The organism is Mesorhizobium sp. W050, assembly GCF_054719535.1.
Map to the genome: position 1 here is coordinate 2,241,470 of NZ_JBTTIH010000001.1, position 22,179 is coordinate 2,263,648.

The following is a 22,179-nucleotide window of genomic DNA, read 5'->3' on the forward strand; positions in this document are numbered from 1 at the left end:
CCATGTTAGGGTGCACTCCGAATCATCAAGCCGCCCAGTAAGGAGACGGTCATGGGCCGCATTCTTGTTTGGCTGATCGCCGCAATTTCGTTCTTCGCCTTTGCACCCGGCGTGGCGATGTCGGAACCGAAACATGCCATCGCCATGCAGGGCGAGCCGGCGCTGCCAGCCGACTACCAGCATTTCGACTACGTCAATCCCGATGCGCCGAAGGGCGGCAACATCACTTACTGCGTCGTCGGGAGCTTCGACAATCTGAACCCGTTCATCCTGAAGAGCCTGCGCACCACGGCGCGCGGCATGCAGGACCTCATTTTCGGCAATCTCGTCTTCGAGCCGTTGATGATGCGCAACTACGACGAGGCCTTCACCCTCTATGGCCTGCTCGCAGACAGCGCCGATATGGACCCGGAGCGCAAATCGATCGAATTCCACCTTAATCCAAATGCGAAGTGGTCGGACGGTGAGCCGGTGACGCCGGATGACGTGCTGTTCACCTATGATGTCTTCACCGACAAGGGCCGCCCTCCCTACAGGGATCGCATGAGCCTGGTCGCCAAGCTCGAAAAGACCGGCGATCACAGCGTGCGCTTCACCTTCAATGACAAGGCCAATCGCGAGACCCCCTTGATCATCGCGCTGACGCCGATCATCCCAAAGCACGCCTTCAACAAGGATACCTTCGACAAGACGACGCTGAAGCCGGTGATCGGCAGCGGTCCCTACACCATCGACAAGGTGCAGCCGGGACAGCGCATCGTCTTCAAGCGCAATCCGAATTACTGGGGCAAGGACATCCCTTCCAAGCGCGGCTTCGACAATTACGACCAGATCACCATCGAGTACTTCCTCAACGCCAACGCCAAGACTGAAGCGTTCAAGAAAGGCATCTGCGCCATTTACGATGAGGGCGATCCGGTCAAGCGCGAGCGCGATATCGATTTTCCCGCCTTCCATCGCGGCGAGGTGATCGCCGAGACCTTCGACACCGGCATACCGCCCGTGGTGACCGGCTTCCTGTTCAACACGCGACTGGAGAAGTTTTCCAATCCGGAGGTGCGGCGCGCGCTCGGCATGCTCTACGACTTCGAATGGGCCAACAAGAACCTGTTCGGCGGCAAGTACACGCGCACGATGAGCTATTGGCAGAACTCCGAACTTTCCGCGCTCGGCCATCCCGCCAGCGACAGGGAAAAGGCGCTGCTGGCGCCCTACCCCGGCCGCGTGCCGGCCGATGTCATGGACGGCAGCTGGCGCCCGCCGGTGAATGACGGCACCGGCCAGGACCGCAAGGTGATGAAGGTGGCGTTCGACCTGCTGAAGAGTCAGGGCTACGCCGTTAGGGATGGTGTCCTGCTGGACCCAAAGGGAACTCCCTTCGGTTTCGAGATCCTGACGGCCTCGCAGGACGAGGAACGCTTTGCCGCCATTTATCAGCGCTCGCTGGAAAAGATCGGCATCGCGGTGACCATCCGCAGCCTCGAAGCCGACCAGATCCAGTCGCGCAAGCAGCGTTTCGACTTTGAGGTTCTTGTCGGGTCGAGCGGGTTCAGCAACTCGCTGTCTCCCGGTATGGAGCAGAACCTTCGCTGGGGTTCTTCAGAGGCCAAAAGAGAAGGTTCATTCAATCTGGCCGGCGTCGCCGATCCAGCGGTCGACGCGGCGATCGACGCGATGCTTAGAGCACGGACCAAGGAAGACTATGTCGCCGCCGTGCGCGTGCTCGACCGATTGCTGATCTCCGGCAACTACATGGTGCCGATGCAGTACAACGCGCAGCAATGGCTCGCCTACTGGAATTATCTGGACCATCCCAAAAAGACGCCCATATTCGGTTATCAATGGCCGACCTGGTGGCGCAAGCCGAACTGAGCGTGGCCGAGATCGGTCTCGCTGAAACGTTCGGCTGCAGGAGATCAAGATGAGCGATGACAATTCCATTACCATCGACGTGGTCTCCGACGTCGTCTGCCCCTGGTGCTTCGTCGGCCAGAGGCGGCTCGACAAGGCGATCGCCGCTGCTGGCGACGTCCAGGTTCATGTGCGCTGGCGGCCGTTCCAGCTCGACCCGACCATCCCATCCGAGGGCAAGGACCGGCGCGAATACATGCTGGCCAAATTCGGCAGCGACGAGCGCATCCGTCAGATGCATGCCCGCATAGAGCCGCTCGGCGAAGCCGAAGGCATCAATTTCGCTTTCGACGCCATCAAGGTCGCCGCCAACACGCTGGACGCGCATCGTGTCATCCGCTGGGCCGGTGCCGCCGGTGAAGCCGTGCAGAACCGGCTCTTGCGCCGGCTGTTCCAACTGTATTTCGAGAAAGGCGGCAATATTGGCGACCACGCCGTGCTGATCGATGCCGCCCGCGAGGCCGGCATGGACGCTGCCGTGGTCGAAACGCTCCTGCCGACCGATGCCGACGTCGAGGAGGTGCGCACAGAAATCGCCACGGCATCGCGGATGGGGATCACTGGCGTGCCGTGCTTCCTGCTCGAAGGCAAATACGCCGTCATGGGCGCGCAGGACGCCGACACGCTGACTGATGCCATCCGCCAAGTCGCGGCCGCAAAGGCCAAGGGCGAACTGGAAAAGGCCGGCTAGAGCCTGTTCCATCCCGATGGAAATCGGGATGGGCTCTATCTCCTTGTTTGAGCATGATCTCTGGACAAAACGGTTTCCCGTTTGTCCGATAAAACCGGCAACCACTTTTCGGGATCATGCTCGGGTTATTTCACCGTCACCTTGGCTTTGCTGAGGAAGAAGCCATGCCCGTTGCTGCCCGTGCAGGTCAGTCCCTTGGTTGACGACTGGCAGGTAAACGGCCCTTTGCTCCAGCTGTTGCCATAGGCCAGCTTCGCGACATCGCTGCAGCAGCCCTGCTCTCCCGGATTCTTGATCAATGTCGCCGGGCCGTTCGGCCCAAGGATCACGGTGACGTAGCTGGGCTCGACGCGCGAACAGCTCAGTTCCGGACCGCCATCCTGTGGTTCGTAGGTGCTGGTGCCGCCCTTCGGCGTGTAGATGCAGCCGATGTTGCCGGACGGAGCATTGAACTCGATTTGCCCTTCGGCGCTTGCCGGAATGGTCTGGCTGACGGCATGCGCAAGAGGCAGCCAGGCAAAGAGCGTCACCATTGCGGGAACGGCTGCGCGTGCAAGCATTGGGGAGCTTCCTTGTTGGGGACCGGACATGCATCGGTGCCGACAGTGCCCGGCAAGGTTCATTCCAGTGCGCTTGATTGTCAAACGGTGTTGAGCTGCAGCTAAAAAGCGCGTGCCACCTCATGAACAGTCGCTTTACAGGAGGGACGATCTTGCGTGCCCAACCATGATGGCCGGTGAAATGATTCGGGCGGCCTGGGGCGATCACGGACGGCATTTTTCGGGCGATCCGGTTAGCGCGCGGTGGGAAAACCGGCCGACGGGCAGGCCTTTTGGTCACAAAGCCGTGTATGAGCCTTCCCTCAGGAAATATTTTCGCACATCTGAGCGTTCCCGCAACATATTGAAACAAGAGCAAATTCGGCCCAAAGACGGCGGTCTCGCAGCACCAACTGTTGCCTCATGGCAACGGGGGTGGGCTGCCTCACATTCGCCGGGATAAAATTCATAGAAAATGATCAATTGGTGTTACTATCCGTAACAAAACTAAAAAAGGTTTGGGCGGGATTGTGATTCGGGTCGACAGACCGCGACGTTCAATATCGGCACTTTGGAACCGCGACGCCCCCGCCGGGCCGTCGCCCCTGACGCCAGTATCGTCGATGCGGACCTTCTGGGGACTGATGCGGGCCTACTGGTTCTCGGACCGGTGGAGAGAGGCCTGGGCTCTCACCGTCGTCCTCGCACTCATCATAGCCCTGTCGAGCAAGGCCGACGTCTGGTTTACCGTGTTGGCGGGCGAACTGGCGGCCTCAATCGCTTTTTTCCACGACGCTGCGAATACCACGCCCCTTGAATCGGTGCTTACCAATGCCGGCCTGCTTGTGCTGCTGGTCGTGTTCAAGGACATGGGAATCATAGGCGCCTGCAAATTTGTATCGGCGACATTGCATCGCAAATGGCGCGCCTGGCTGAACGCGCGTTTCAATGCGGCGCTGCTCGATACCAACCATACGCACTACCACGCCCAGAATGGCTCGCCAGATGCGCCAGCGCCCGACAACATTGATCAGCGCGTGCAGGAATCCATCAAAGACATGGCGGGCGGCGCCATCGGGCTTGCCCAAGGTGTCTTCGGCGTCTTCACCTCACTTTATTTTGTCGGCGGCGCTTTGCTGGCGAATTCCGTGGAGGTAAAAGGCCTGGATGCCCTCGGCAGCTATGGCAGCGCCGTCCTCGCTCTGCTGGCGGTTGCCATCTACGTGCCCGTCAATACCTGGATCGCGATCAAACTCGGCGGAATGCTGGAGTGGCTCAACGTCAGGATGCAGAAGGCCGAAGGCACCTATCGCAGCGAGCTGATCACTTTGTTGCGCCGCAGTTTCCATGTGTCGGCGTCGCAAGGCGAAGACGTGCAAAAGACGATACATGGACGGCTCTATGTCGATATCGATACGACCTGGTCGAAGCTCAACATCGTCAACACCCTCTATGCGGGATTCGAATCGGTCTATAATTTCGTCGGGGCCAAAGTTGTCGCCTACGGACCTGGTCTGGTGCCGTTCATCCACAACGGCGTCGACCTCAAGGGCTACATAACCGGTTCCGAGCAGGTCAACGCGCTGATCAGCAAATGTTCCTGGTTCATCCATGTCATGCCGAGTCTCGCCACCTTGCGGGCCAACAGCCAGCGCGTCATTGAATTGGCGCACGCCATTGAAAACGTCCAACAGCCGCAGGACTTCTACAGCCAGACCGGCCGTTCCGACTTCCACTATGCCAGCCAGAACCCGGTCTTCGGCCTGACCATCCAGAAGCTTGAACTGGCGCATCAGGGTGAAGACGCCACGCCGTTCCTGAGCGCAGCCAATCTGCGCTTTCGGCGCGGCGAGTGGGCATTCCTCAAGGGCGAATCCGGCTGCGGCAAGACTTCGCTGATCAAGGCGATCAACGGCTTGTGGCCTTATGGCCGCGGCACCATCGTCTTCCCTGACGGTGTGAGGAGCTTCTATGCCGCCCAGGAGGTCAAGCTGCAGCAGGTGTCGCTGAAGCAGCTGGTGTGCCTGCCCGGCTCCGAGGACGACTATGGCGATGCGCAGGTCGCGGCAGCCCTGCACAAGGCCGGCCTTGGCGATTTCATCGAACACATGGCCGATGAAAGCCGCGAGGGAAAGATCTGGGACCAGCTGCTGTCGGGCGGCCAGAAGCAGAAGCTGGTTGTGGCCCGCATCGTGCTGCAGCAACCGGGACTGCTGTTCCTCGACGAAGCGACCGGCGCGCTCGATCCGGATGGCAAGATCGCCTTCCACCAGGCCATCAAGGACAACTGTCCCGATGTCACGGTGATCAGCATCATGCACGAGGCGGTGGCCCCACGCTCGGCCTCGGGCGAGGAATTCTACCACAGCGTGGTCGCGATCGCCGACGGCGTCGCCACCAAGAGGCCGCTTGTTCCGAACCTTCCGCGCGAGCTCACCACCATCCTTACGCAGCCGCGGCCGGTCGAGGACAAATGGATGCGTTTTTCACGCCGGCTGAAGCAGAAATAGCAGCCACGCCGAAGCGCGTTCCGCCACTGGCGGCGGGGCACTCGCTCCCTCCCCCTTCAATAATCATCACAGTCTCGCGATTGGGCCGGCTCCCGGCTGTTTTCCGCCACCCCCGCGATTGACTCGCCAAGATGCGCTCCTATGTTGCGCCCGCTCGCTGAATTCCAACTCGAACCCGCGAGCAGAAAGGTCACCGCGCCATGCCTGGCGACAGTAGTCGAACGCAACCGCCGTCCGCCTCGATGTGACCTCTAACGGCTCACGTCCCGCCGGACGGCAAGGAGTGAGCCATGAACGAATTTACCCCCGTCGTAGCGGGCGACGATGCCGTCGCTATCGCGCGTATCCTTGCCAATGATCACGTCGCCGATGTCGTCGAGGCCCTGAACCGGGAATCTCGCGATACCGCGATAGAACTGCTTTGCGAAATGCCGTTCGAGCGGCTGGTCGAGATCTTCGACCAGCCTGAACTCGACGGCGCCTCCGATCTGGCCGAGGCGCTGCCGCGCGCCAAGGCGTGCAAGCTGCTGACCGCCATGTCGGTCGACCGCGCCGCCGATATCCTGCGCGAACTGGACGAACCGGCGCGCTCCGAGCTGCTCGGCGGGTTGGTCCCGCCGCTGCGGGCAACGCTGCTTTCCATTCTCGGCTATCCCGAAGGCAGCGCCGCCTCGATCATGACGACCGAATTCGTCAGCGTGCCGTCGGACTGGACCGTCGGGCGCACGCTCGACTACATCCGCAAGGTGGAGCGGACGCGGGAGACCGTCTACGCCATCTACATCGTCGATCCAGACACGCATGTGCTGGTGCGCTCGACCGGCCTGCGCCGGCTGATCACCGGCGAGCCGGACGATCCGATCCTGTCGGTGGCGCCGGATCGCGCCCCGGTGACGGTGACGCCGCTGACCGATCGCGAGACACTGGCGCAGACGATCTCCAAATATGACCTGCTCGCGGTTCCCGTCGTCGACCACGGCAAGATCCTCGGCATCGTCACCATCGACGACATCATCGACACCATGATCGAGGAGACGACCGAGGACGCTCATCGTTTCGGCGGCATGGAGGCGCTCGACGAGCCCTACATGAAGATGAGCTTTCTCGCGATGATCAAGAAGCGCGGCGGCTGGCTGTGCGCGCTGTTCATCTCGGAGATGCTGACCGCCAACGCCATGCAAAGCTATGAAGGCGAACTGGAGAAGGCGATCGTGCTCACTCTGTTCATTCCGCTGATCATGAGCTCGGGCGGCAATTCCGGTTCGCAGGCGACCTCGCTCGTCATTCGCGCGCTGGCGCTGCGCGAGATCGGCCTTCGTGACTGGTGGCGGGTGGCGTTACGCGAATTGCCAACCGGCCTGGTACTCGGCGCCATGCTTGGCGTGGTCGGCATCTGCCGCATCGCGCTCTGGCAGTATATGGGCTTCTACGATTATGGGCCGCATTGGCCGCTGATCGCGGCGACCGTGGGGGCAGCCCTTGTCGGCATCGTCACCTTCGGCTCGCTGTCGGGGTCGATGCTGCCGTTCGCGCTGAAACGGATCGGCTTCGATCCGGCGAGCGCCTCGGCGCCGTTCGTCGCCACGCTGGTCGATGTCACCGGCCTGGTGATCTATTTCTCGGTGGCGCTGGTCATCCTGCGCGGCACTTTGTTGTAATAAGCTTCAGGCCTCCCATCGCGGTGGCAACAGCGGCTGCCATGGGGGGTTCTTCAAGATCGAGCGCGCGGGCGTCAATCGACCCGCACGCCGTTCTTCACGCGGTAGGTGGGCTTGTACATGGTGACCAGTTCCTCCGCTGCCGTCGGGTGGACGGCCATGGTGCGGTCGAAATCATCCTTGGTGACGCCGGCCTTCAGCGGAATGCCGAGCAACTGCGCCATCTCGCCGGCGTCCGGCCCGAGGATGTGCGCGCCGAGCACTTTTCGCGTGGCGCCATCGACCACCAGCTTCGTCAGCATCCTTTCGTCGCGGCCCGACAGCGTGTGCCGCATCGGCCGGAATGTGGCGCGGTAGATTTCGATGTCGGAGTAGCGCTTGACGGCATCGTCCTCGGACAGCCCGACGGTGCCGATCTCCGGCTGTGAGAAGACGGCGGTCGGAATGGTGTCGTGGTCGGGCGCGGTCGGATTGCCCTTGAATGCGGTCTCGATGAAGCACATGGCTTCGTGGATCGCCACAGGCGTCAACTGCACGCGGTTGGTGACGTCGCCGATCGCCCAGATGTTGTCGATGTTGGTGCGGGAATACTGGTCGACAACGATGGCGCCGGTTTTGCCGAGTTCGATGCCGACGCCTTCCAGGCCCATATTCTCAGTGTTGGGGAGGCGGCCGATGGCGAGCATGACCTGGTCGACTGTCAGCACCTTGCCGCCGGTGACCAACGCATCCAGCCTGCCGTCCGGCCGCTTGCGGACCCATTCCGACACGGCGTGGCAGAGGATCTTGATCCCCTTCTTTTCCATGGTTTCGTGCAGCATGCGCCGCAGGTCCATGTCGAAGCGCGACAGTATCTCCTTGCCGCGATAGACCAGCGTGGTGTCGACGCCCAAGCCATGGAAGATATTGGCGAATTCGACGGCGATGTAGCCGCCGCCCTCGATCATGATCGCCTTCGGCAGTTGCTTGAGGTCGAAAACCTCATTGGAAAAGATGCAATGCTCGTGACCGGGCAGCGCCGGGTGCGGCGCCGGCCGGCCGCCGGTGGCGATCAGGATCTGGTCGGCGGTGACGGTGCGGTCATCGCCCAGGAGATGCACGACATGCGGGTCGACCAGCATGGCGCGCGAGTGGAACGTCTCGCCGCCGGCGCCTTTCACGTTCTTTTCGTAGATCGCTTCCAGACGGGCAATCTCGCGGTCCTTGTTGGCGACCAGCGTCGGCCAGTCGAAGCTCGCCTCCGGCACCGTCCAGCCATAGCCGGCGGCGTCGGCAAAATGCTCGGGAAATTGCGAGGCATAGACATAGAGTTTTTTCGGCACGCAGCCACGGATGACGCAGGTGCCGCCATAGCGGTATTCCTCGGCGATGCCGACACGCTTGCCGAGCGCTGCCGCCACGCGCGCCGCCCTCACCCCGCCGGAGCCGCCGCCGATGACGAAGAGATCGTAGTCGTAGCCGGCCATGCTGCTGTTCCTTGCCCCAAGAAATGTTTGAGACAGGTAGGCTGCATGAAGCCAAAAGAAAAGCCCGGTTTCCACCGGGCTTTCTGGTCCAGCGGCAAGGATGCCGGTGGCGAAATCAGACGTCTTAGTTCTTCGGCGCTTCCGGCTGGTCACCGTCTGCGGGCGCATCGCCGTCGGCAGGTGCAGCGCCATCGGCGGGGGCAGTTGCGTTATCCGGCGCAGGCGCGGCCGGAGCAGCGGCCTTCGCGGCGGCTGCCAGCGTTTCGCCGACCTGCTGGGCGAGATCGCGCGCCAGGCCGTTCTGCCAGATGTCGGCGGCCTTGACCAGTTCGCGCGTCACGTTGGGGCCGTTGTCGAGCAGTTTCTTGCCGGCATCGGAATTGTAGAAGGCGGCGATGTCGGTGAGATCCTTCTCGGAGAACACCTTGGCATAGGCGAGCGCTGCTTCCTTCTCCAGATCGGCACGGCGCGAGGCCAGCGCCAGTGCCTTTTCGCTGACGGTCTTGCCGATCAGCTCCTGCATATCAGGGTTCTTCTGGATAAGCTGCTGCTCGAGCGAGGCCGCCGCTTGCGGCAGGATGTTGTCGAACGAGTCGGTCGCGTGGATTGCCGTGACCGCCGCCCGTGCCGCCTTCAGATGCGATTCCGTGATCTCCTGCGAGAACGCCGGGGAGGAGAAGGCGAAAACGGCCGAAGCCGCCAGAACGGCGCAAAGATTGCGAACCCGGTTATGCAACATCATGATCGGTAGAACTCCCTGGTTTTCGGGCGGCACGGACGGCTTGGATGCCGTCGCCGCCGGCGATGATGGCCGCTGACGCCAGCCCGATGAAAAGACCATGCTCGACCACACCAGGAATGGCATGGAGAGCATTCGAAAGCGCTCTTGTATCCGGAATGCGGCCAAAAGATGCATCGAGGATAAAATGGCCGCCGTCTGTAACAAAAGGCTGGCCCCCCGTCATCCTCAATGTAACCGGGCCGGAAAGGCCGAGACTTTTGGCCGCTGCCGCGACCGCGATTTCGGTGGCGCGCAGGCCGAATTGGTTGACTTCGATCGGCAACGGAAACCGGCCAAGGGTGTCGACCATCTTCGAGCGATCGGCAATGACGATCATGCGCTGAGACGCCGCCGCGACGATCTTCTCGCGCAGCAGCGCGCCGCCGCCGCCCTTGATCAGCGTCAGCGCCGCGTCGATCTCGTCGGCGCCGTCGACGGTAAGGTCGAGCTCGGGCGTTTCCTCAAGCGTCGACAGCGGCACGCCAAGTTCGCGGCAAAGGGCTGCAGTGCGCTCCGACGTCGGCACGCCGATGACGGTCAAGCCCGTGGCGATCTTTTGGGCCAGCAGCCGCACGAATTCGTCGGCCGTGGTCCCGGTGCCGATGCCGAGCCGCATGCCGTCGCTGACATGGGCAAGGGCTGCCCGCGCGGCCTCGACCTTCAACTGCCTCGCATCCATGCTCGCCCCGGGGATTTGGCTTGGTTCTGATTTTTCTGGATGCGCGCTCCTAGCACTTTTGCCCGCAGGGTCAAAGACTTTGGCTCCCACCGGCTTGCCTGAAAGAAGCGCAGCCGCTATCGCCTGCCTGCAATGCATCAGCCACAGGATAGGCCATGACCCAACCGATCATCGTGTTCGACCTCGACGGGACGCTGATCGACACGGCGCCGGATCTGCTCGACAGCCTTAATCACAGCCTTGCCGCCAGCGAGCTTGCCGCTGTCGACGAGGCCGGCTTCCGGCGTTTTGTCGGCCAGGGCGGACGGGTGATGATCGAGCGCGCGCATACCGCGCAGCAGAAATCGCTGGCGGTGGAGGAGCACGACAGGCTGCTGAAGGTGTTCCTCGACCACTACACACTCAACATCCCCGGCAAGTCGCGCCCCTACCCCGGTGTCGTCGAAGCCATCGCCCGCTTCGAGAAGGCCGGCTATCTGCTCGCCATCTGCACCAACAAATATGAGGCGAATTCGAAAGCGCTGATCGAGGCGCTCGGCCTGACAAAGCATTTCGCCGCGATCGCCGGCCAGGACACGTTCGCCTTCCGCAAGCCCGACCCGCGCCATCTCACCGAAACCATCCGGCTCGCCGGCGGCGAGCCGCACCATGCGCTGATGGTCGGTGATTCGCAGACCGACATCGACACGGCCAAGGCCGCCGGCATTCCGGTGGTCGCCGTCGATTTCGGCTACACCGACCGCCATGTCAGGGAATTCGAGCCATCGGCGGTGATTTCGCATTTCGATGCGCTGACGCTCGACCTGGCGGAACGGCTGATTGCAGCGGCGGCCGGCTGAGCGAAACAGGTGATTGCGCGGCAGCGCCTGTCCTCGGCTATTTCAGGCACAGAAGGCCGGCGCATCGCCTTGACTTCACAACCCTGCCTCCCTTATATCGCGGCTCGCTTGGCCTTCGGGCAACGAGCGGGCGATTAGCTCAGCGGGAGAGCACACCCTTCACACGGGTGGGGTCGCAGGTTCAATCCCTGCATCGCCCACCATTTTTTCAAGCACTTAGGCATGTTGATTTTCCTCCGCGTACGGAAACCGTACAGAAACAATCGCATCCTTCAGACATTTCCGGCGATCTGCTTTTTGTTGGACAGTGAAGGCATGCCAAATCTTGATGAGATCCTGCCCGATTTAGAACCGCCACTCGCACTCGAACTCACGTTCCTCGGGCCATACCGGGTTGACGTATTCCGCAGGTGAGAGAACGACGATGTCTGGCAGCTCACGTGGATGCTCCCTAACGCGACGCCGATTTCACGAGTCGAAGATCGGGATAACGGCACCGGGCCCAAAAACAATACTGCCCTCAAGTAAGCGAGTGTCGCCCAGAATAGTATCCAGATCACCGCCGGGAATATTTCGCAACAACTCTGCATTGGATAGCTTGAATTTTTTTCACGCCCAGGCTTAATCCCACGCCAGGTATGGGAGGGGACTAATGCCGAAACCTATTGGGCTGAAAATTTCTGAGCTTCGCTTGGATCACGAAAATCCGCGCATCTCGACGGAAGACGGTCAAATCAACATCCGTCAGGCACTTCTCGATGATCAGGGGACCAAGATAGCGGAGCTTGCCGCCGATATCGCGAAATTTGGGCTAAACCCCATGGACCGGATGATGGTTCTAAAGCCCGACTCGAAGAAAAACGAATATGTCGCTCTTGAGGGTAACCGACGAACAGCGGCCTTGCAGATTCTCGCCAATCCGTCGTTGCTGGAAGATATGAAGATTCCAAACTCGCTTCGAACTAAGCTGACCGACCTTGCGGACGATTTTGACACGAAAACGGTCGAGCCCATCTCTGGCGTGGTCATGCCCGACCGAGACACTGCCCGACGTTGGATAGAGCTCCGGCACACCGGACAGAACAGCGGCCGGGGAATAGTTGATTGGAATGGTGTTCAGACGGCCCGTTTTCGCGGAGATCGCACACTTGATCTATTGGAATTCGTGCGTCAGAAGGGAAATCTGACACCGGCCGAGCAGGCTGCCATTGCGAGCAATTTCCCGATTACCACGCTCGACCGTATCATTTCCAATCCAGCAGTCCGCCAGAAAATAGGCATACAGATCGTCGATGGAGAGTATTATTTCGCTTACCCGACCAGCGAACAGATCAAGATCATCAAGAAAATTGTTCTTGACCTGGCTAGTAAGACGATCAAGGTCGATGCGGTCAAAACCAAGGAACAGCAGATCACCTACGTCGACGGCATTCCCAAATCGGCGATGCCATCTGGACCGAAGCTCAAGGCGGCCGAGTCCGTGAAGGCTGTAGTAAAGGCCCAGCCTTCACCCCCACCCCTCCCCCGCCCCCCTTTCCAAGCCCATTGCGCCGAAAGACACTTGTCCCAAAGACCTTTGGGTTGACGATATCGAACACGAAAGCAGCTCAGCTCTTTTATGAGCTGCGAAACCTGAACATCGACAAATTCACGATTGCCGGCGCTATTTCTTTGCGAAGTTTTGTCGAAGCGGTCGTCGAGATATATTGCTCTTCCCATTCGATCTTAACGAAACACACGTCGGGGAAGAACGCGGGGAAGACATTCAGCCTAGGAGAGAAAGTGGAGGCCGTGCTGCAGCATCTCAGTTCGGCTCTGACGAAACAGGAGTTGACCGCAGCAAGGGCTTCGCTCACCGGTAAGGATAGCGTGATATCCGTCGCCCGGTTACACGAGTACGTGCATAACCCGGCCATGTTTCCATCAAAAAACGATCTTATTGGCGCCTGGTCTGGCGTGGAGGCGTTTTTCAAAGCGGCCTGCAAATGACGCCGAAGAGCGCCCGCGCCTCTCACCATGCGTCTCCGCTACGCTATCCAGGGGGAAAGGCCAAGCTCGCCCCGTACTTTAAAGCACTTGTTCGAAAGAATAGGCTCCTAGACGGAACCTATGTCGAACCGTTCGCAGGCGGTGGCGGTGTGGGGCTATGTTTGCTTCTGCATGGCTACGTCGAGCACATCATACTCAACGACCTGAGCGCCCCGATCTACGCATTCTGGAGAGCTCTGTTGGATGAACCCGACCGGTTTCAGCAGAAGATTCTCGACATTGAGCTAACGACCGAAGAGTGGTTAAACCAGCGACAAGTGTTTCAAGAAGCTGAGGGGCGGATCTCCTTCGAAATTGGGTTTGCCACGTTCTTCCTCAACCGAACGAACCATTCTGGCGTCCTCAACGCCGGCATGATCGGAGGGCACAGTCAAAGGTCCGCCTATGGTCTCGATGCCCGTTTCAATCGTCAAGAACTCGCCGCTCGGGTCATGAGAATCGCGAAAAATCGTTCGAAGATCACGGTGATGAATCTGGATGCGGCGGAGCTTATCCGGAATGTGACGGAAATTGCCGGCGATGATCGCCCGCTGATCTATATCGATCCTCCATACTATCGGAAGGGGCGCGACCTTTACTACGACTTCTACCGTCAAGAGGATCATGGCAAGCTTCGCGATGTGATCGTTCAACTCAATTCCGCAATCCCTTGGGTAGTCTCTTACGATAACGAGCCGGCGATCCGCGAGTTGTATGATGCCCACCAGATGCTTGAGTACAACTTGAGCTATTCGGTCCGAAACGGAAGGCAGGGCAAAGAGGTTATGTTCATGTCTGACTGTCTCAAACCGGCTTCACTTGCTGAAGGAGGGCTGCAGGCGCCCCTGCCACAAGCGGAGTTCAACCTGGCCAGTTGATCGATTCGGGCGCACGGTCTTTCGGAGATTTCGTGTCTAGCGCCCGGCTTCACTTCGCAGAGTATCGGTTGGCAGCGGACGTTAGACTAGCAACTACAGCTCGCCCCCTCACCCCCAAAATTCTTCTGCGCGAAATTCAACGCGCTTGAGTAGCTGGTGTAGCTCTGGAACTGGCAGACATCGGAGCCGTTGCGCACCTTCATCTGCTCGAGATCCCAGAACGAGACCTCGATGTGGTCGTTGGCGCAATAGACCGTGTATTTTTCAGGCTCCAGCGCGCTGGCTTTCTGCAGCGGCATGGAGACGGCAGGAATGGAAAGTACGGAAAGTGCAAGCATGACGGCGTGACGCGTGCGCATGGTAAACCCCTTAAGTGAAACCGGCCCGTATTATCGCCGCTATTTTGAAACGTTGCATCACGGCTTTTTGGCGAACGACTTCTTTCCCCACGGCCCGGCTCGCAGCCGGCTACTCCCTGTTTGACGCAATTCCCAAGGGAAAGCGCTTCGCGCTTTTCCCGGGAAAACCGTTTCACACTTTTCCTGGAATTGCTCAGATGCTGATCCAGATCTCCAGTGTGTTGGCGCCGATAATCGGTACCGCTCGGGCGATTACCGCCTGGCCGGCAGCAGTGAGGTCGGCGGCGAGAAGTTCGGCGGCGTAGCGGTCGGCGTCGGCGTCCGGATTATAGCGCACCTCGTTCTTGCCGGCAGCGGAGTCCACCTGTTCCTCGCCGGGTGTCGGGATGCCCCAGCCCAAGGCGCGCATTTTGGCGGAGAGCGCCTGGGCGCCATCGCGCGTCATCCCGTCGAACTGAACGTAAACCGTCTGCGGGTGCTGCTGGATACGCAGCCGATCCTTCAATGTGTTGAGCGCCTCGCGGTCCTGGTCGCCGATGATCGCCTGACCGCCGGCTGCGGATATGTCGAGATCTGCGACAGCGCGGCGCGCGGCGGCGAACACAGGCAGCCAGTCCGGGCGGTTCCACAGGTCAGGCGGAACACTGAGCAAGGTCTCGAGCACGTTGCTGCGCCGGGCAGGCGTCAGCCCTGTCATGCTTTGCAGGCCGGCCATCTCGACAAGAGCTGCGACGATCTTGCGCCGTTCGGGCACCGCGAGATCCGCATTGCCGAGTGCGGCAATCAATTCACCGCGCAGCGCATCGGTGGCGCCGTCGGCGCTGTCGAGCAGTTTGACACGCCCCGCCAGATCGTCGGCTGCGGTTCCATTCGGGCCGGGGTTCTTCACCGAATCCGTCCATTCGATGAGCGTGCCAAAATTCAGGCTCGTGCGTCTCTCAAGCTCGGCAACCGGGAGCCGATACTGTTCGACGTTGAACTCGCCCGTGGCGTCGCCCGGAATGAGGAACGCATCGACGACGAAGTCAGGCTCCCTCGCCTCGTCCTTCACGGCAGCCGGCACGGAAGAGACGGCGAGCTTCCAATAGGCGTTGGGGACCGGCACGCCATCGATCGGGTGGCTGGTGGGGTTGAAGATCGTACCGCTGAAGATGGTCACCTTATTGGCCAGCGGATTGTGCTGCGTGCGCACCCAGTTTTCGAGCGGCGCCCACTTCGTCTCGTAAAAAGCGCTGGACTGCGGCATCGTGTTGGGCAGGACATAGGTATACTGGGCCAGTTTGAGCGCCGCCGTTGCCGCATCGACCGTGAATTCGGGACCCCAGGCGATGTCGCTTGCGTTCGCCAATCGTGCTGGCAGCCAGCGCCGGTCCGGCCGGAGGTACCAGGCACGATCCGGCTGCAAATCATCCAGCAGTCGATTATCATACCTCAATCCGCTGCCGGTGACCTGCAAAGTCATCCTTTGCGACCGATCCAGATTGACCGCCGAGTAGATGGCCATGCGGTGACTTCGGCCCATCACCAGCGAGTAGTTGATATAGTCCAGCGGCGTCCTCGAGGTATCGCTCGCCAAATCGCCGGTTAACCTGGGCAGGGCGATGTTGGCCTGGATAAAATCGACCTTATAGCCCGTAAGGACATTGGGCCGCTTGTCAGTAACTTTGCCGAGCAGCGGTTCAAGCGCGCTTTGCAGCGGCGCCGGCAACTCGCTGAGACTGATCTCACTGCTTTTGATCCGGCCTGCCAGTTCAACAAGCACCGCCTGCTTCAAATCGGGCGTCAGTTTTTCGAGGGATATATTGCCGTCTTTGAGCTGGTCGATCACAAGCCCGATGGCAGACCGCAAGGTGGCCTGCGTGTCTTGCTGCTCACGCAGTCTTTTGGCAGCGTCCTCGGCATTCTTCAAGGCAACGTCACGCGCGGCTTCTGCCTGTACGCGTGCGTTTTTTGCCTCCGCGAGAGCGGCGCTTAGGTGCTTATTGAGTTCCGCGACCTCGTTCGCCGCGGTCTCGGCCTTGGATTGTGCCTGCTCGGCATTGGAACGGGCAACAACAGCATCATTCCTCTGGTTAAATGCGAAGTAGGTGGTTCCAGCGAGGATTGCGGTTAGGGTGGCGAACACGGCGATCAGCAGGTTCTTGCTGCGATCGCGCTGCTTCTGGCTGTCCGTCTCCGCCTTGGCGCTCGCCTCAACGAACTCGGCAATGTCGGCACCTTGCGGCAGCTCCGCCGCCTCCTTCAGCGCTTCGCCGCGCAGGAGATAACCGGCATAGCCGGTGTTCTTCCATTGCCTGGCCTGAGCGGCCACACGGATGCGAAAGCGCTCGGTCAGTTCGTCCGAACTCAGTTCGTCGTCGGATGCGGATTGCTCGTTGGACCCAGAGGCCGTGGGGCCGGCTTTGGCCGGCCCGACAATGGCATCCGTTGCAACCGACCCCGGATCGTCCGCCGCGACAGCGACCGTTTCAAGGCCGCCGCCACCTGCGAAAGACGCGAGCCGCGCCGGGCTGACGTCGGCTGAGGTGATGCCCGGCCGCGTGACCAGTTCGGCGGACCAATAATCGAGTATGCGCTGCGCCGCGCGCCGGTCGGATTCCCGCGCGATGGAGCTGCCGGCGCGCCGTGCCTTGGCCAGGAAGTCGCGGATGGCCTGCGCATCGGGGGCCGTGTTGTCGATGCTGGCTTCCGTCGTCTCGGCGCCGGCCTTGTCGCTGCGGCTCATCGATGGGTCGACGGCTTCATTGCTGCTGGCGATGCGCATCAGCTCGAGATGTGCGATCCGGATGTCGCTCAGCGAAATAAAATCGGCCGGAGTTTCGGTCTCCGTGCCTGTCGCAAGTTCATCGCTCATGGCCCCAGGTCCTCAATGATCTTGTGCAAAGGCGTGCTGACGCGGACGATCGAGGCGCATTCCGTTTTCAGCGCCAGATCGACCTGGACGAAGCGTTGCTGGGCCTCGTCCCGATAGGCTTCGAAGGCAAGGATGAAGGCGGCATCGACGGTCTCGCGCGATAGCTGGTCGTTGACGTCGGTGGAGTAGTCGACGAGCGTCGCCCGCCACGCTCCAGTGGGGTCGAGGTCGGCAAGAACCTTGACCTTCACTTCCAGGTTTCGCCACAGCGGCGAAAACTGGAACGGCAGCGACCTGTCCGCCGCAGCGCCCCCTTCTATCGGCTCGATCATGTCGGTAAGGCTGGCCAGCTTGTTGTCGATGTCCTGCCATAGCTTGTGCTCGACGACGCGCGCATAGATGGTCGAGGACAGCACCATGATCGCGTCATGCGCGGCCTTGATCAAGGGCACGGACGGCTCTTCTGCAGGAAGTTTGCCGGCTATCGTATCTAGACCGGTGGCCAAAAGTCCGAAGGGCAGGTTCTTTGCCGTGACGAAAATCTGCTGGTTGAGCCGCGACGGCACGACGCGCAGCACGGTGCGCACGTCAAACAGCGCGTCGTAGGCGTCCGGAGACTTGTTATCGATGGCAGCCTGCAACTTGATCGCAGCCGCCTTGAGGTCGTCGAGCCAGGCCTGCTCGATATCGTGAAGCGCCGGCCCCGCCGGCAGCTCCATGACCGACTCTCCGATAGAGACACAGAAGAGCTTCAATATTTTGAGGAAATTGCGCATGACGCGGACCTGCTCTAGGTCGGCCCCCATGTCGCGGGCGGCGACCAGCAGGTTCTGGAAGCTGCCGATGCCGTATTGAAAACTCTGCAGATGGTCATGCAGGTCCTTGTAGGTCTTGAGGACATCGATCTGGCTGGTGACATTGGTGAGGCCGTTGTCGGCGGCAAGCGTGGCCTGAATGTCCTTGGACTGCTGGTTGACGGCGTTGAAGCCTGCGAGCGCGGTGTTGACCCGATCGTCGGTCGTCAGGCCGGGCAACTCGGCCGTCGGTTTCTGGCCCGCGGCGAGTTCGTCCAGATAGGCCTTGAACCGGGCCGCGCACTGCGGATTTTGCGCCACGACGGCAGTCATAAGCGCCTGCGACAGTTTATTGGTCAACGCATAGTCAAGGATGTTGAACCAGACTGTAAGCGCCGCCCCCTGGAGGTTGATGGCGCCAGCGACGATCCCAGCGTCCTTGGTTACCTGCAACCAATCGGGAGGCAATGGGTAGAGATCAGCCAGTTGAAGCCTGAGGTCGAAATAGGCGCTGATCTCTGAACTCCCTGGTGTTTGGTGTGTGGCGTTATAAACCGTCACATCCGAAAAAATTTACATGCCGTAGTCCCAAATCGCCGCGCATCGAGCTGCGCCATCGGTCTGCATAGCTCACCATCTACACAGGCTTGGCCGCGAGGTCCTGGATGATGGTGTCGATCGCAATGCCCTCGTTGCGATAATATGTGCTTTTGGCAGGCGCGTTGGGCTCGGTGAGCCAGCCTCCGCTGTGATGCAGCGCAATCAGGTTCCAGTCGGTGTCGAAGACCGGCGAGCCCGACGAACCCGGCAGTGTGTCGGTCAGATACTGGACGCGGCCGCCGCCGACGAAGGCCACGACATTGGCGACGAACGAAATCTGTTTCTGCGCACCGCCGGGATGCTGGATGATATTGACGTGATCGCCGACCTTCACGGCCATGGGCTTCATGTCCAGCTCGCCCCACTTGGAAGCATCGCCCTTGATGCGGACGGCTGACCAATCATTGTCGTTGGAGGTACGAAGAGGCACGGCGGTGTCGATGTCGAACTGGTCGAGCGGCGCGTCGAGCCCGGCAACGGTGCGCTGATAGTTGAACTGGACCACCGTGCCCGCCAATGAAGCGTCGTCAGGCAAGACATGGTTGTTGGTGATCAGTATCCCGCCGGTGGTCATGAAGCCGGTGCCGGAGCTGCCATCCGCACGCTTGATGCGCACCACCGATCTTGCCCTGACAAGGCCGAGTTCGAGATAGCTGATCGGCACCAGCGTGCTCTTGTCGCCAAGGATTTTTTCGAGCTGGGCCGGCGCCGTCGCGCCGCTCCAATTGGCGGTCGCGGGGCCTTCGACCGGCGGCGGCGGGGCGTGCTGCTTTGCCTGCAGCAGTGCTTGGTCGCCGGGATTCTCATCGAGTGCAAAGGCGACGAGGTCATCGGCCCTGGTCTCCTGCTTTGCGCGCTGGACAATCGCAAACCAGTTGTTGATCGCCTTGTTGTCAAAGGCGATCTGGGCAGTCGAAAGACCGACACCTTTGGCAACACGCACGCCGTCGCCGATCATCGGGTAGAGGTTGGCGAGGATGCGGTTGAGACTGTTCAGTTCGGATTGCGTCCATTCGGTCATGGGATTCCCTCCGACCCTAAGCCTTCTTCTTCCGCTTGCGTGATCCCGCCCGCATTGCAATTTCGCCGCCACGAACCGTTTCGTACTGGTCGGCGTCGACAATCGATTTGTCGAAGGTGATGCCGGTCATTTCGGAGATTTCGGTTAGCGGGTACATGGCGCCGATGAATTCGTCGGAGACGGCAAACTCCAGCTCCGTGTCCGACAGATCCTGTTCGAGGACGAAGCCATAGCTGGCGAGCCCGTCTGTGACGCGCGCCACGATCACCTTCCAGAAACGGCGCGGCACCGGCGCGCGAAGACTTGTTCCCTTGGGGCCTTTGCCGGCAAAGGTTCGGTCGTCATCGGCGAGCACCGGGCCAGCGAAGACACACAGCCGTTCGCTCGCCGCCTCCGACAGGACGTGGTTCTCAAGATCGCCCCAGTTCTTCTCGCCCCTGTCGGAGCGGTTGTAGCCTTCGACCTGGGGCGAGCAGTTGGTGACATGGAAGGAACAGACATTGCCCCTGAGCAGCAACTCGAAGGTGCTGCCCCAGGCCACGTCATCGCGCCTGACGATATGGCCCTTGTCGAAGGCGCCCTGATCCTGGGTGTAGAAGACGTCGGGGATCTGATACTTGTCGTCGAGCCGCAGATCCGGGAACCAGCGCTCGCTGAACAGGCCGCCGCGCGAATAGTTGCGGCCCTTTTCCGGCTCGCGCAGATTGCTCTCCTCGGTGACGTTGGAGGCGGTGAACAGCGCCAGCCGCCGCTTGGCGTGCATCTTGAGCGAAAAATTCTGGTAGTCGAGTTGCGTGCCGCCGGCCTTGAGCGGCGCCAGCACGGAGAGGTCGGTGGCCTCAGGCATCGGCACAACGACCGGCGCGAGTTTAGTGCCGCCAGAGAGAAATTTCTCGTCGTAGCCCTTATAGCCGGCATAGTCCGCGACCGTTTTGGGAACGAATGCGCCGCCTGGAGGGGTCGACTTGGCCGCTTCGAGCTCGACCGATTCCGTGACCGCTTCATGGGCAGGCGTTGCGCCGAGCGAGACGGTGATGCGCAACGGCACTTCGAAGGTGACGCTGCCGCCCGGCGAAACGACGACGCCTCCGGATGGAGGCGTCTGGGTGGCGACGCCAGGGATCTGCTGGACGCCGCCGACTTCAACCAGGTTTACGCCCTCGGCCGGCGACCCGCTGTCCGCCTTGTTCCACCATGCGCCCCAATCGTTTGGGCCGCCGCTGGCGGCGCCGGCGAAATTGAGGCCGAGGTCGACGACACGCTGGTCCTTGGCCAGCGCGCCGGTCGGCACGGCGTAGTTACGCTCGAGATAGCGGCCGGCGAAATGCAGCGCCACGACCTCGCCGGTGGCGAGGTTGATCATGGCGGTACCGGAGTTGCCGCCAGTGGTCGAGCAATCATGTGTCGCCGCGCTGACGATCTTGCCGAAACTCTCCGTATCGAAGCCGCCCTGCAGCATGCCCGGTTGCAGGCGCTTGACCTGGAAACGATTGCGCATGAGCTCGTTCTGGACATCGACCGCGTTGCGATTGTCGAACGCGGGATAGCCGATGGCGACGACTTCCTGGCGCAGCATATCGCGCGCGTCGGCGACCGCGAGCGACAGCGGCGTGATGTTGTCGGGCAGGCCTTCGACTTCGAGGATCGCCATGTCCCAATAGGGATGGATCATCCGGACATTGCGGATCTTGAAGACGTTTCCCGCCGCCGAATCGCGCTTGAAGTCGATGCCGGCGGCGCGGCCGTTGATGAATTGCAGATTGCGGTCGCCAAGGCCGTCCGCAAATATCTGCGCCACATGACGATTGGTCATCAACAGGTTGCGGCCGACGACGAAGCCCGTGCCGCCGTAAGGGATATTGGTGTTCCACAACAGTTCGATACGCCCGATCGCCGGCAGGGCGGCTTCGATGCGCTGCTTCAATGCGGCCTCGCTGGTAAGCTTCGTCCACAGCGAATGGCCAGGTGTCAGAGCGCCGTCGAAAGTCAGCGTCGTAAAGGTGCCATCCTTGATGTCATAGACCGGCCGCAACTCCGGGATGATTATGGCTTCCAGATCGGAAAGCTGCTCGGGCGCGACTTCGGCGCCCCGCGCGAGGCTCTCCATGCCAGCGCGCGCCGATTCAAACGCCGCCTCCGTCTTGCCGGCTTCCGCAGGCGCAAGGGATTCCAGAGCGCCGCCTGCCATCGTCTCCACGTTGCCGAGGACCGATTCAGTCCCCTCGCCCCCGGTGACGAGATCGAGATATTGACGGATTCGCTGCTCTCTGCTGACCGGCATAGTCGCCCCCAAAGGTTCTGTCGAAGTAAATAACTGTATTGCCCCATTTTAGACTGGTGCAATTCTGATTGGCAGGCAAGGAAACAAATCAACTCGCGTCGAAGATGACCGGAGCGCAACGTCGGCATGTCTCTTTGCCGGCAGTCGCTCGCGCGATGTATGACGTTCGCATTATTTCAGCGATGCCGTATGTGATCTCCGTCACAGACGCTCACGCTGTTTGCGCCCACCTATCGCAACGGGTGGAAGGGCCATTGCGGCCGCTTGGTTTTACAGAAATTTTATCACCT

17 protein-coding genes and 1 tRNA gene are annotated in these 22,179 nt (G+C 60.8%); 9 read left to right on the forward strand and 9 right to left on the reverse strand.

Features of this window, described 5'->3' with window-relative positions:
- The first annotated feature begins 51 nt into the window (after positions 1 to 51).
- Both ACYG9Y_RS10850 and ACYG9Y_RS10855 read left to right on the forward strand, forming a co-directional pair.
- Entirely contained in the window at positions 52 to 1,872 is a 1,821-nt protein-coding gene (locus ACYG9Y_RS10850; RefSeq protein WP_023738850.1) for an extracellular solute-binding protein, read from the forward strand.
- Positions 1,873 to 1,921: 49 nt separating this feature from the next.
- Positions 1,922 to 2,602: a DsbA family oxidoreductase gene (locus tag ACYG9Y_RS10855; RefSeq protein WP_023738849.1), complete on the forward strand. Its 681-nt coding sequence runs from the start codon at positions 1,922 to 1,924 to the stop codon at positions 2,600 to 2,602.
- Positions 2,603 to 2,727: 125 nt separating this feature from the next.
- Here the strand turns inward: ACYG9Y_RS10855 and ACYG9Y_RS10860 are convergent, their stop codons facing one another.
- Positions 2,728 to 3,162, reverse strand: a complete 435-nt coding sequence (locus tag ACYG9Y_RS10860) for a hypothetical protein (RefSeq protein WP_023682515.1) — start codon at positions 3,160 to 3,162, stop codon at positions 2,728 to 2,730.
- Between the two features lie 602 nt (positions 3,163 to 3,764).
- On the opposite strand from ACYG9Y_RS10860, the gene ACYG9Y_RS10865 reads away from it, so the two are divergent.
- Entirely contained in the window at positions 3,765 to 5,651 is a 1,887-nt protein-coding gene (locus ACYG9Y_RS10865; protein ID WP_023738848.1) for an ABC transporter ATP-binding protein/permease, read from the forward strand.
- Positions 5,652 to 5,941: 290 nt separating this feature from the next.
- On the forward strand, positions 5,942 to 7,309 hold the full coding sequence (gene mgtE / locus ACYG9Y_RS10870) for a magnesium transporter (RefSeq protein ID WP_023738847.1): 1,368 nt from the start codon (positions 5,942 to 5,944) through the stop codon (positions 7,307 to 7,309).
- 74 nt (positions 7,310 to 7,383) lie between these two features.
- Here mgtE and gor read toward each other — a convergent pair whose 3' ends face one another.
- From gor to rpiA, 3 genes are all read right to left on the reverse strand, one after another.
- The gene (gene gor / locus ACYG9Y_RS10875) at positions 7,384 to 8,775 is read right to left on the reverse strand and encodes a glutathione-disulfide reductase (protein ID WP_023738846.1); all 1,392 of its coding nucleotides are present in this window, start codon (positions 8,773 to 8,775) and stop codon (positions 7,384 to 7,386) included.
- A gap of 124 nt (positions 8,776 to 8,899) precedes the next feature.
- On the reverse strand, positions 8,900 to 9,517 hold the full coding sequence (locus ACYG9Y_RS10880) for a DUF2059 domain-containing protein (protein WP_023668979.1): 618 nt from the start codon (positions 9,515 to 9,517) through the stop codon (positions 8,900 to 8,902).
- Positions 9,504 to 10,235: a ribose-5-phosphate isomerase RpiA gene (rpiA, locus tag ACYG9Y_RS10885; RefSeq protein ID WP_023738845.1), complete on the reverse strand. Its 732-nt coding sequence runs from the start codon at positions 10,233 to 10,235 to the stop codon at positions 9,504 to 9,506. The genes ACYG9Y_RS10880 and rpiA overlap by 14 nt, the downstream gene beginning before the upstream one ends.
- Before the next feature lie 155 nt (positions 10,236 to 10,390).
- Here rpiA and ACYG9Y_RS10890 point away from each other — a divergent pair, with 155 nt between their 5' ends.
- The 5 genes from ACYG9Y_RS10890 to ACYG9Y_RS10910 all read left to right on the forward strand — a co-directional run bounded on the left by ACYG9Y_RS10890 (position 10,391) and on the right by ACYG9Y_RS10910 (position 13,980).
- The gene (locus tag ACYG9Y_RS10890; RefSeq protein WP_023738844.1) at positions 10,391 to 11,074 is read left to right on the forward strand and encodes a phosphoglycolate phosphatase; all 684 of its coding nucleotides are present in this window, start codon (positions 10,391 to 10,393) and stop codon (positions 11,072 to 11,074) included.
- A gap of 128 nt (positions 11,075 to 11,202) precedes the next feature.
- Positions 11,203 to 11,277, forward strand: a tRNA-Val gene (locus tag ACYG9Y_RS10895).
- Positions 11,278 to 11,726: 449 nt separating this feature from the next.
- Entirely contained in the window at positions 11,727 to 12,659 is a 933-nt protein-coding gene (locus tag ACYG9Y_RS10900; protein ID WP_460223120.1) for a ParB N-terminal domain-containing protein, read from the forward strand.
- The gene (locus ACYG9Y_RS10905) at positions 12,656 to 13,063 is read left to right on the forward strand and encodes a hypothetical protein (protein ID WP_023738841.1); all 408 of its coding nucleotides are present in this window, start codon (positions 12,656 to 12,658) and stop codon (positions 13,061 to 13,063) included. Before ACYG9Y_RS10900 ends, ACYG9Y_RS10905 begins: the two co-directional genes overlap by 4 nt.
- Positions 13,060 to 13,980: a DNA adenine methylase gene (locus ACYG9Y_RS10910; RefSeq protein WP_023738840.1), complete on the forward strand. Its 921-nt coding sequence runs from the start codon at positions 13,060 to 13,062 to the stop codon at positions 13,978 to 13,980. The genes ACYG9Y_RS10905 and ACYG9Y_RS10910 overlap by 4 nt, the downstream gene beginning before the upstream one ends.
- Before the next feature lie 86 nt (positions 13,981 to 14,066).
- Here ACYG9Y_RS10910 and ACYG9Y_RS10915 read toward each other — a convergent pair whose 3' ends face one another.
- The 5 genes from ACYG9Y_RS10915 to ACYG9Y_RS10935 form a co-directional block, all read right to left on the reverse strand.
- Entirely contained in the window at positions 14,067 to 14,339 is a 273-nt protein-coding gene (locus ACYG9Y_RS10915) for a hypothetical protein (protein ID WP_023749317.1), read from the reverse strand.
- Between the two features lie 193 nt (positions 14,340 to 14,532).
- Positions 14,533 to 17,193, reverse strand: coding sequence for a DNA/RNA non-specific endonuclease (locus ACYG9Y_RS10920; protein ID WP_023738838.1), 2,661 nt, complete (start codon positions 17,191 to 17,193; stop codon positions 14,533 to 14,535).
- Positions 17,190 to 18,320, reverse strand: a complete 1,131-nt coding sequence (locus ACYG9Y_RS10925; protein WP_156929790.1) for a hypothetical protein — start codon at positions 18,318 to 18,320, stop codon at positions 17,190 to 17,192. Before ACYG9Y_RS10925 ends, ACYG9Y_RS10920 begins: the two co-directional genes overlap by 4 nt.
- Positions 18,321 to 18,624: 304 nt before the next feature.
- The gene (locus ACYG9Y_RS10930) at positions 18,625 to 19,608 is read right to left on the reverse strand and encodes a trypsin-like peptidase domain-containing protein (RefSeq protein WP_023738836.1); all 984 of its coding nucleotides are present in this window, start codon (positions 19,606 to 19,608) and stop codon (positions 18,625 to 18,627) included.
- A gap of 16 nt (positions 19,609 to 19,624) precedes the next feature.
- A complete protein-coding gene (locus ACYG9Y_RS10935) occupies positions 19,625 to 21,889 on the reverse strand; it encodes a DNA/RNA non-specific endonuclease (RefSeq protein ID WP_352608056.1) in 2,265 nt (754 codons plus the stop codon).
- Positions 21,890 to 22,179: the final 290 nt, after the last annotated feature.

Coding starts and splice junctions, on each gene's coding strand:
- ACYG9Y_RS10850 (WP_023738850.1), top strand. CDS start 52: ATGGGCCGCATTCTTGTTTGGCTGATCGCCGCAATTTCGTTCTTCGCC.
- ACYG9Y_RS10855 (WP_023738849.1), top strand. CDS start 1,922: ATGAGCGATGACAATTCCATTACCATCGACGTGGTCTCCGACGTCGTC.
- ACYG9Y_RS10860 (WP_023682515.1), bottom strand. CDS start 3,162: ATGCTTGCACGCGCAGCCGTTCCCGCAATGGTGACGCTCTTTGCCTGG.
- ACYG9Y_RS10865 (WP_023738848.1), top strand. CDS start 3,765: ATGCGGACCTTCTGGGGACTGATGCGGGCCTACTGGTTCTCGGACCGG.
- mgtE (WP_023738847.1), top strand. CDS start 5,942: ATGAACGAATTTACCCCCGTCGTAGCGGGCGACGATGCCGTCGCTATC.
- gor (WP_023738846.1), bottom strand. CDS start 8,775: ATGGCCGGCTACGACTACGATCTCTTCGTCATCGGCGGCGGCTCCGGC.
- ACYG9Y_RS10880 (WP_023668979.1), bottom strand. CDS start 9,517: ATGATGTTGCATAACCGGGTTCGCAATCTTTGCGCCGTTCTGGCGGCT.
- rpiA (WP_023738845.1), bottom strand. CDS start 10,235: ATGGATGCGAGGCAGTTGAAGGTCGAGGCCGCGCGGGCAGCCCTTGCC.
- ACYG9Y_RS10890 (WP_023738844.1), top strand. CDS start 10,391: ATGACCCAACCGATCATCGTGTTCGACCTCGACGGGACGCTGATCGAC.
- ACYG9Y_RS10900 (WP_460223120.1), top strand. CDS start 11,727: ATGCCGAAACCTATTGGGCTGAAAATTTCTGAGCTTCGCTTGGATCAC.
- ACYG9Y_RS10910 (WP_023738840.1), top strand. CDS start 13,060: ATGACGCCGAAGAGCGCCCGCGCCTCTCACCATGCGTCTCCGCTACGC.
- ACYG9Y_RS10915 (WP_023749317.1), bottom strand. CDS start 14,339: ATGCGCACGCGTCACGCCGTCATGCTTGCACTTTCCGTACTTTCCATT.
- ACYG9Y_RS10920 (WP_023738838.1), bottom strand. CDS start 17,193: ATGAGCGATGAACTTGCGACAGGCACGGAGACCGAAACTCCGGCCGAT.
- ACYG9Y_RS10925 (WP_156929790.1), bottom strand. CDS start 18,320: ATGACTGCCGTCGTGGCGCAAAATCCGCAGTGCGCGGCCCGGTTCAAG.
- ACYG9Y_RS10930 (WP_023738836.1), bottom strand. CDS start 19,608: ATGACCGAATGGACGCAATCCGAACTGAACAGTCTCAACCGCATCCTC.
- ACYG9Y_RS10935 (WP_352608056.1), bottom strand. CDS start 21,889: ATGCCGGTCAGCAGAGAGCAGCGAATCCGTCAATATCTCGATCTCGTC.